Source organism: Agromyces neolithicus, assembly GCF_039529735.1.
In the GTDB taxonomy this organism is placed as follows: Bacteria; Actinomycetota; Actinomycetes; order Actinomycetales; family Microbacteriaceae; genus Agromyces; species Agromyces neolithicus.
The window spans coordinates 1-9,028 of the sequence record NZ_BAAANJ010000035.1; the positions used below are offsets into that span (position 1 = coordinate 1).

Annotated in this window: 7 protein-coding genes; 5 read left to right on the forward strand and 2 right to left on the reverse strand. The window is 67.3% G+C overall.

The window, feature by feature from the left end:
• On the reverse strand, positions 1–557 hold a 557-nt coding region (locus tag ABD164_RS17955), incomplete at its 3' end, for a hypothetical protein (protein ID WP_344298075.1).
• A 167-nt stretch (positions 558–724) separates the two neighbouring features.
• Between ABD164_RS17955 and ABD164_RS17960 the strand changes: the two genes are divergently transcribed.
• The 5 genes from ABD164_RS17960 to ABD164_RS17980 all read left to right on the forward strand — a co-directional run bounded on the left by ABD164_RS17960 (position 725) and on the right by ABD164_RS17980 (position 8,301).
• Entirely contained in the window at positions 725–1,060 is a 336-nt protein-coding gene (locus ABD164_RS17960; protein WP_344298077.1) for an antitoxin VbhA family protein, read from the forward strand.
• Positions 1,053–1,844 carry a Fic/DOC family protein gene (locus ABD164_RS17965; protein ID WP_344298078.1) on the forward strand — a complete coding sequence of 264 codons (792 nt, stop codon included), beginning with the start codon at positions 1,053–1,055 and terminating at the stop codon, positions 1,842–1,844. Before ABD164_RS17960 ends, ABD164_RS17965 begins: the two co-directional genes overlap by 8 nt.
• A gap of 12 nt (positions 1,845–1,856) precedes the next feature.
• A complete protein-coding gene (locus ABD164_RS17970; protein WP_344298080.1) occupies positions 1,857–2,438 on the forward strand; it encodes a recombinase family protein in 582 nt (193 codons plus the stop codon).
• 269 nt (positions 2,439–2,707) lie between these two features.
• The gene (locus tag ABD164_RS17975) at positions 2,708–3,250 is read left to right on the forward strand and encodes a hypothetical protein (protein ID WP_344298082.1); all 543 of its coding nucleotides are present in this window, start codon (positions 2,708–2,710) and stop codon (positions 3,248–3,250) included.
• Positions 3,251–3,468: 218 nt separating this feature from the next.
• The gene (locus ABD164_RS17980) at positions 3,469–8,301 is read left to right on the forward strand and encodes an SNF2-related protein (protein ID WP_344298084.1); all 4,833 of its coding nucleotides are present in this window, start codon (positions 3,469–3,471) and stop codon (positions 8,299–8,301) included.
• Positions 8,302–8,650: 349 nt separating this feature from the next.
• Here ABD164_RS17980 and ABD164_RS17985 read toward each other — a convergent pair whose 3' ends face one another.
• Positions 8,651–9,016, reverse strand: a complete 366-nt coding sequence (locus tag ABD164_RS17985; RefSeq protein WP_344298086.1) for a hypothetical protein — start codon at positions 9,014–9,016, stop codon at positions 8,651–8,653.
• Between the last annotated feature and the right edge of the window lie 12 nt (positions 9,017–9,028).

Consider the following 9,028-nt stretch of genomic DNA (forward strand, 5'->3'; position numbering starts at 1 on the left):
ATAACGAAACTCCTGATCGTTCTGTTCAGCAGCACCCAGACCTTACGTCCTTCCTTCTCCGTGAACTCGTGGTGCTGGTTGAACAGATCAAGTAGGAACCGGTAGTCGTTGTCCCCGTTCGACCGGTTGTACTCGTTTGGAGGGAACGCACCGTTTTGCCACAGGTCAGCAAGCACTGCCCGTGAGAAGAACTCGTTTGTGAGGGTGACGCGCTTTCCCGTTGCGTATGCGGCTCTGAGGTCGAAGAGCCGACGAAGCACGGCAATGCTGATGTCAAGCTCTTCGACCTCGAACAGGTTGACGCAGCTACTTCCGATCGGAAAGAGAACCTGATCGGTGTGCCGGTTGTGAATTGTGTAGAGGTAGACGAGCCCGGTCTTGCCGCAGGTGCAGACCCCAGCGCCCTGCGGGTCTTCCTCGACGCCCACAACCTGCCACTCCTCGACAGCTTGCGCCCAGCGGTTTGATCGTGATGCGTCGATAACAGCGCTGCGCAACGTTTCGAAGTTGTGTGTACTCATCTGCCTCCTCGCGGAAACCCTAGCGTCGCGGTCCACCGCAAACGATCGTTTTCGGCGCGATCGAATTGGCGCCGTTCAAGCACCTCGATTTCGGTCGAATTCCTGCGCCGAAACTAGCGCCACAACCCAACGCGCCGAAACCTCGGTACTTGACCGTTTTCGGCGCGCTTCAGATAATGGGGAGATGAGCAGAGGGGAGTGGGATGCTCCAGACGGACGCATTCGCGGCCTACGTGTTCTTCATGCTGTCGGCCGGTCTAGGCCCCAAGCGAAGCAGCCACGGCCGCACAATGGAGACCATGACCGAACGGAAGCCCTTCGACATCGAGACCCGCTGGCCCGACGTGTTCGCACCTCTGAGCGCTGAGCAGCGGACGATCGTCGTGCAGACCCTCGCCAACCAGTGGCTTGAGGGCTGGGAGCCGAACCGCGGCGACGTCGCCGACCTCGCCGACCTCGTTCGCGGCGCACTCACCGAGGCTGAGTACGACGCCCGCGCACGGGCGAGAGCGAAGCAGCAGGCCGCAGCTCGTGGCTGAGTTCAAGACGTGGGAGGACTACCAGTACCCCGCGCCCGACGAGTACACGCTCCGCAACAAGCTCGGCATCCGCGACTTCTTCGAGCTCCGCGAGCTCGAGTACAAGATGACGGCGAAGCGTGAGACGCAGCTCCGCGCGGGTATCTACGAGGTTCCCCGCACCTTCGACGCTGACCACGTGCGCGCGATTCATGGCCATCTCTTCAAAGACCTCTATGCCTGGGCAGGTGAGTTCAGGGTGGTCAACATGCGGAAGCCTGACAACGAGCTCCCGTTCGTTTCACCGCGCAACGAGGGCATCGAGCGGTACCTCGAGGAGATGAAGGAAACGATCGCGTCCCACAGCTGGGTGGGGATGGACCGAGACCAATTCGCCTTCGCCGCCGCGAAGAGCTTCACGGTGCTGAATTGGGCCCACCCGTTCCGCGAGGGCAATGGCCGAACCTCGCGAATCTTCATGGATCATCTCGCCGAGCGCGCCGGCTTCGGGCTCGACCGCACTCGGATCGACAAGGACCTCTGGAACGCCAGCGCACGCGACACCCGGCCGCGCGCACCCGGCGCAGCGCCGAGCTTTGAGCCGATGGTTTCCGTCTTCAAGGAGATGACCACCACCCGGGAGGAGGCTTCGACCGTCTCGGTATCGCACGCGATCGCACGCTCGAGCATCCTGCAGGCGTCGTACCCGCGCGCGGCATCCGCCGCACTCACGACGCCGACGTCGACGCAGACGCGCGCCGCACAGAGCGGCCCGGACAAGAGCGTCGGACTCGGCCGAGACTAGGGAAGGGCAGCAGTGGCGAGCATCGGCTACGCGAGGGTCTCCACTCGCGAGCAGAACCCCGATTCGCAGGTCGCGGAACTTCAGGCGGCTGGCGCCGAGCGCGTGTTTACCGACCGTGGCGACTCGAGCCGCGTCACCGATCGTCCCCAGTGGCTCGCCTGTCTGGACTACCTCCGCCCCGGCGACACCCTTCTCATCCGCGCTCTCGATCGGATCGCAGGTACCGAGAAGATGGCGATCCAGGTCATTCACGACCTCGACGAGCGGGGCGTGCTCATCCGAAGCCTGACCGAGCCGCCGATCGACACGACCACCGCGATGGGCCGCGCCCTCTACGGCGTCGTCGCCGTCTTCGCGCAGCTCCGCGTCGACACCATTCGCGAGAACACCCGCCGAGGCCTGGCACACGCCCGCTCGGAGGGCCGACTCGGCGGCCGGCCCACCGTCATGAAAAAGGACGACATCAAGCTGGCACGCCTGATGCGCGCCAACAACATTTCGTACGCAAAGATCGCCGCCGCACTGAACCTCAAACCGACGACCGTGCGCCGCACGCTCGCGCGGCCGGAGAAGGCCGAGGGCAACGAACAGTGACACACGACTCACATGTGCCCCACCCGCTCCGCCGAGCCTTGTTAGCCTCAATGGCGCAACGGCCGGTAGAGGGGACCCAATGGCGAGACGTAAGCGGCAAGTGCCGAATGGACAGCTCTCGTTCGATCTGTGGGGCACTCCCGAAGCGGACGCCGACGCGCAGCTCGACGCGGCGCGAAGCGCCCCGCCGACCGCTACGGAGCGAAGCCTGGCCGGTGGCCAGCTCAGCTTCGACATATTTGCGATGGACCGCGGAGATGAGGCCGAACATGAACCACTACGGGCTGATGGCTCAGGAGCACTGGAGTCGGCACGCCCCGAGCCGGTACGCGACGCTGGAGAACCCGGAGGAGTTCTTCACGGAGCTGGGGGAGAGCGCGGCCTCGCAGATCGAGGAGATGAGCGCGAGCCTCGAGCAGACGCTGCCGAAGGACTTGCCGTACCTCGAGCAGGTGGCGCAGCTTCAAGCGATCCGGAAGCAGGCCGAGGACTCGGTACTGAGCGAGCTGGTCTACTCAGTGACGGCGGAGCCGAGCGGGCTCGCGGAGGAGTTCGAGACGATGCTGGGCGAGCTGCCGAGCGCGACGATGATCGAGCACGAGCTGCAGTCGATTCAGGAGGACGCGACCGAGGAAGCCGAGCGGGAGGGCTTCTCGGAGCCGATCCTGTCGGACGAGCAGGAAGCACGCCGCGACCGACTGCAGAAGATGCTCCCGCTCGTGACGCTCGACCGGGAGCCAGCCGAGATGGACGAGACGGAGCTCACGAACCGGATTCTCGCGCTGCGGGAGTTCTGGAGCCCGGCGCAGTAGCGTTCCGGCCGAGGTCGCAGGACGACCTCGCGCCGTCCGGTGCCAAGGCACGCTTCGCCGCGAACGTCGAGGCGATCGAGATCTCGCGCCGCCTCGAGCAGGAAGGCCGGCCGGCGACCGCGGCCGAGCAGCAGACCCTGGCCCGGTGGTCGAGCTGGGGCGCGATCCCCGAGGTCTTCGACCCGGCCAAGTCGAACTGGGCGAAGGAGCACGCGCAGTTGCGCGAGCTCCTCGACGATGCCGCCTACGACGCCGCGAGCCGGACGACGATCAACGCGCACTACACCGACCCGGCCTACGTCGCCGAGGTCTGGGCTGCGCTGGACCGCCTCGGCTTCGACGGCGGCACCGTGCTCGAGCCAGGAAGCGGCGCGGGCACCTTCATCGGCATGGCGCCGGCCAGCGCGCAGATGGTCGGCGTCGAGCTCGACGGCACGACGGCCGCCATCGCTCGCGGCCTGTACCCGAACGCTGACATCCGCACCGAGAGCTTCGCCGAGACGCGGATGCCGCGCGGTCACTTCGATGCCGTGGTCGGCAACGTCCCGTTCGAGAGCGTCGCGCTGCACGACCCCCTGCACAACGCCGGCGGTCACTCGATGCACAACCACTTCATCATCAAGTCGCTCGCGCTCACCCGGCCGGGCGGCGTCGTCGCGGTGCTCACGAGCAGCTTCACGATGGACGCCACGAACCCGTCCGCTCGACGCGAGATGAACGGCATGGCTGACCTCGTGGGCGCCGTGCGCCTGCCCTCGGGCGCGCACCGCCGCGCCGCGGGCACCGAAGCGCTCACCGACCTCCTCATCTTCCGCCGCCGCGAGCCCGGCATTCCGCCGCGCGACGTCGCCTGGGAGACGGTCACCGCGCAGCAGGTCGACGGCAAGGTCATCAAGACCAACACCTACTTCAACATCCACCCCGACCACGTGCTCGGCGAGCTCCACGTCGGGCAGGGCATGTACGGCGGCGAGACGGTCTCGGTTCGCGCCGACGACCTTGCCGCCACCCCCGAGCGCCTGCACGGCGCGCTCAGGGACATCACCAGCCGCGCGATCGAGCGGGGTGACGTCTTCACCAAGGCATCCGCCGCCGCCGTCCAGGAGCGCGCGGCCGCGGCCGCCGCGCAGACCAGCCTCTGGGACGGCACGATCGTCGCGGCGGGCGCCGAGTTCAAGATCGCGCACGGCGGCATGCTCCGCGACTTCGCGGTTCCGAAGACGCAGGCCGTCGAGCTGCGCGCGCTCCTGAGCCTCCGCGACGGCTCCCGCGCACTGCTCGACGCCGAGGCCCGCTCCCTCGACGACACCCGCGAGCTCGATACGCAGCGCGCGGCGCTGCTCGCCGAGTATCGCGGCTACGTCGCCAAGTTCGGGCCGATCAACAGGTTCACGACGCGCGGCACGGGCCGATTCGAGCCGGTGCTCGACGAGATGACCGGCGAGGTCGTGATCGACCCGCAGACCGGCCAGCCGGCCCGCGGCGAGGAGCGCCTTGCCCGGATCACGCCGCGCGCGATCGCGACGTTCAAGCAGGACCCGCAGAGCGCGCTCGTGCGCGCCCTTGAGCGGTTCGACGAGACCGAGCAGACCAGCGCCCCGGCATCGCTGCTCCTGCAGCGCGTCGTCGTGCCGCGCCCGGCCAAGCAGGGCGCGGAGACGCCCGCCGAAGCGATCGCACTCTCGCTCGACGAGACCGGACGTGTCGACCTCGAGGTCGTCGCGCATCTGCTCGGCGTCGACGCCGAGGAAGCGCGCGCGCAGCTCGGCACGCTGGTCTACGAAGACCCGACGAGCGGTGAGCTCGTGCACGCGCCCGAGTACCTCTCTGGAGAGGTGCGCACGAAGCTCGACGCCGCGGCCGCGGCCGCGGAGACCGACGCACGCTTCACCGTGAACGTCGAGGCCCTGCAGGCGGTGATTCCCGACCCGATCGGGATCGAGCAGATCGAGGCGCGCCTCGGCTCGGTGTGGATCTCGCCCGAGATCCACGAGCAGTTCCTGCGCGAGCTGCTCAACGACCGAAGCATCCGGGTGGAGAACCCGATGCCCGGCGCGTGGGAGGTTCGCGGCTACCGCGCCGGCGTGCTCGCCACCGACGAATGGGGCACGATGCGTCGGCCGGCGGCCGACATCGCGCAGGCCGTCATGGAGCAGCGTCGCATCGAGGTGCACGACGAGGTGGAGACCTCGGAGGGCAAGAAGCGCAAGGTGCTCAACCCCGTCGAGACCACCGCGGCTCAGGAGAAAGCCGACGCGCTGCAGACACGATTCTCCGAATGGGTCTGGGAGGACCCGGCGCGCGCCGCCGAGCTCTCCGACGTGTACAACCGCAGGTTCAACTCGATCGTGCTGCGCGACTACTCGCAGGCCGGCGACTACCTCACCCTGCCCGGTCTCGCCGCGACCTTCACGCTGCGCCCCCACCAGCGCGCCGCGGTCGCCCGCATGATCGCCGAACCGGCCGTTGGCCTGTTCCACCAGGTCGGCGCGGGCAAGACGCTCGAGATGATCGTCGGCGCCACCGAGATGCGCCGCATGGGCCTGATCAACAAGCCCGCGATCGTCGTGCCGAACCACATGCTCGAGCAGTTCTCGCGCGAGTGGCTGCAGGCGTACCCGCAAGCCCGCATCCTCGCCGCATCGACCAACGAGCTCACCGGCGACAAGCGCCGGCTGTTCGTCGCCCGCGCCGCCGCGAACGACTGGGACGGCATCGTGCTCACCCAGTCGGCGTTCAAGAAGATCGGCATCTCGCCGGACTTTCAAGCCGAGTACATCAACGGCCAGATCAGCGAGATGCGGGCCGCGCTTGTCGAAGCGAAGGAAGCCGACGCGATGAGCGTCAAGCGCATCGAGAAGCGCATCCTCTCGCTCGAGGAGCGGCAGAAGAAGATGCTCGCGATCGAGCGCGACCACGGCGTCTCGTTCGAGGACATGGGCATCGACTATCTCGTCGTCGACGAGGCTCACATGTACAAGAACCTCGCCACCGCATCGAACATCCAGGACGCTGGTATCGAGGGCAGCCAGCAGGCGTCTGACCTGCACATGAAGCTCGAGTATCTCCGCGGCCGCCACGGCGACCGCGTGGCGACGATGGCGACCGCGACACCGCTCGCGAACTCTGTCACTGAGGCCTATGTGATGCAGCGGTACCTGCGCCCCGACTTGCTCGAGGCGGCGGGCGTGACGAGCTTCGACGGTTGGGCCGCGACGTTCGGCTCTCAGGTCACCGAGATGGAGATGGGGCCGGCCGGAGGGTTCCGGCTCAAGACCCGATTCGCACGCTTCCAGAACGTGCCCGAGATGCTGCGCATGTGGCACACCTTCGCGGACGTGAAGACCGGCGAAGACCTCAAGCTGCCCGTCCCGCTCATCCGTGAGCGACCCAGCGACGGCAAGCGCGAGATCGAGACCATCGTGCTCGACCCCACCCCCGAGCTCGAGGAGTACATCGGGCAGATCGCCGACCGGGCCGAAGCGGTGCAGAACCGCACCGTCACCGCCGACGAAGACAACATGCTCTGGATCGCTGGAGACGGCCGCAAAGCAGCCCTCGACCTCCGCCTGATCGACCAGTTCTCCGAGCAGTCCGGCGTCGTCAAGCTCGACGCCGTAGCGACGCAGATCGTGCAGGAGTGGGAGCGCACCAGGAACAACGAGTACCGCGACGAGGTGAGCGGCCAGACGAGCCCCATCCGCGGCGGAATGCAGATGGTCTTCAGCGACCTCGGCACACCGAACGACAAGCGGTGGGACGCCTACCACGAGCTGAAGGCGAAGCTCGTGGAGGCCGGCATGCCGTCCGACTCGATCCGGTTCATTCACGAGGCGAAGGACGACAAGGCCAAGGGCCGGCTGTTCGCGGCCGCGCGCGCCGGCCACGTCTCCGTGCTCATCGGCTCGACCGGCAAGATGGGCGTCGGAACCAACGTGCAGGCGCGCATCACTGCGCTGCACCATATCGACTGCCCGTGGCGGCCGGCCGACCTCGAGCAGCGCGACGGCCGCGGCATCCGCCAGGGCAACCAGAACGCCGAGGTCGGCATTTACCGCTACGTCGTCGAGCGTTCCTTCGACGCCTACTCGTGGCAGACCGTGGGACGCAAAGCGAAGTTCATCGCGCAGATCATGCGCGGCCGTCTCGACACCCGCGAGATCGAGGACATCGGCGACACCGCTCTCTCGGCCGCCGAGGCGAAAGCACTCGCCTCGGGCAACCCGCTCGTGCTCGACAAGGCCAACGCTGACTCCGAGTTCCAGAAGCTTCGACGCCAGGAGACCGCGCACCACCGTGCGCAGGCCGCACTCCGCCACCGCGCGCAGAACGCGCGAGAGTCGATCGGCGTGCACGAGCACATGCTGACCGCACTCCGGATCGCGGCTGGCCGCACCGTTGACGTCAGCGGCGATGCCTTCAGGATGGTTGTCGACGGCCGCAGCTACGACAGCCGACAGGACGCGGCTACCGCGATCGCCGCCTGGGCGGAACGCAGTGAGCTCGCGATCATCCGCGCGAACTCCGAGCACCCGCTGACGCTCGGCACCATCGCCGGCCACACCATCACGGTGCGCGCCGAACGAGTCACCGTCGAGTGGAAGACCGACGTTCGTGCGCACCTCGCGCTCGAGGGCGTTCCGTACTCGGGCGGCAACGTTCGGTTCGACGAACTCGGCGCCGGCACTATCGGTCTCGTGCGCACGCTCGAGAACAAGACGACCGCGATCGCACGCAACATCTCGGAGTCTGAGACGCGCATAGCGCGCTCGGTGGGAGAGGCGGAAGAAGCCGAGGCGCGCCTCGGCAAGGCCTTCCCTCACGCTGAGGCTCTGAAGGCTGCACAGCAGCGTGTCGCCGATGTCGATGCAGCACTGGCAGCATCGAACAAGCCGACTGACGAGGTGCCCTCCGAGCCAGCTCCCGCCCAGAGAAGTCTCCTCTCAGCGTCGTTCCCCTCCGGGCCGACGACGGCCGGAGTCTCGACGCCGACGACGCGCAACACACACGCGCCGAGCAAGCCCTACGAACGGGCCGAGATCGAGCGATAGAGGCACGCTTCCGCAGCACTCGATCCCACATCTTGCCTTCCCCCTGATAGCTGCCGCCGTACACACGAAGAGCCCCCGTCAACGGTGCGGCGCAGCCGCATCGCAGAGCGACGCGAAGCGCCCTTGACGGGGGCTCTGAGCGTGTAGTGATCACGGCTCTTGGGGGAAGGTGACCACGCACTTAACGAGGCCGTGCACAGGTCGCACTGAGCGCTACCGAAGCGTGCCCCTGGGAGGCGACGGTGCGACCTGTGTGCGGGCGGACGATCGGGGTCCCGCTGTCCACCTGTGGGCGGGACGAGCCCGAAGGAAATAGCTCGTGCCGTCCACAGGTGGTCAGGGGGTTGCGTTACTGGTCGGAGGCCGTCGCCTCGCTGCCGCTCGCGGCAGCAGGCGACGTCGCGGCCGACTTGCGTGCCGACTTCCGACGCACGCGAGCCTTCTTGTCGGGCTCGCCGAAGCCGATCTTTCGCAGAGCGTCCGGTGTCCACCCTGCCGCGATCGCAGCGCTGTACGCGCGCACTTCGTCGCCCTCAGCATCGGCGACGCGCGCCGCGGTCTGTCGCGCGACCTCTGCGAGTTCGCGCTCGGCGGCTTCGCGCACATTCGTGATGTTCTGGTGTGCGTCGGCGAGGACGTGGATCGCGTTGATGCGATCCGCCTCGAAGGCGCGCGCCCGCTCGACAAGTTCGTCTTTGCTCAGTGTCTTTGCCATATACACATAGTA

Coding starts and splice junctions, on each gene's coding strand:
- ABD164_RS17960 (WP_344298077.1), top strand. CDS start 725: ATGCTCCAGACGGACGCATTCGCGGCCTACGTGTTCTTCATGCTGTCG.
- ABD164_RS17975 (WP_344298082.1), top strand. CDS start 2,708: ATGAACCACTACGGGCTGATGGCTCAGGAGCACTGGAGTCGGCACGCC.
- ABD164_RS17985 (WP_344298086.1), bottom strand. CDS start 9,016: ATGGCAAAGACACTGAGCAAAGACGAACTTGTCGAGCGGGCGCGCGCC.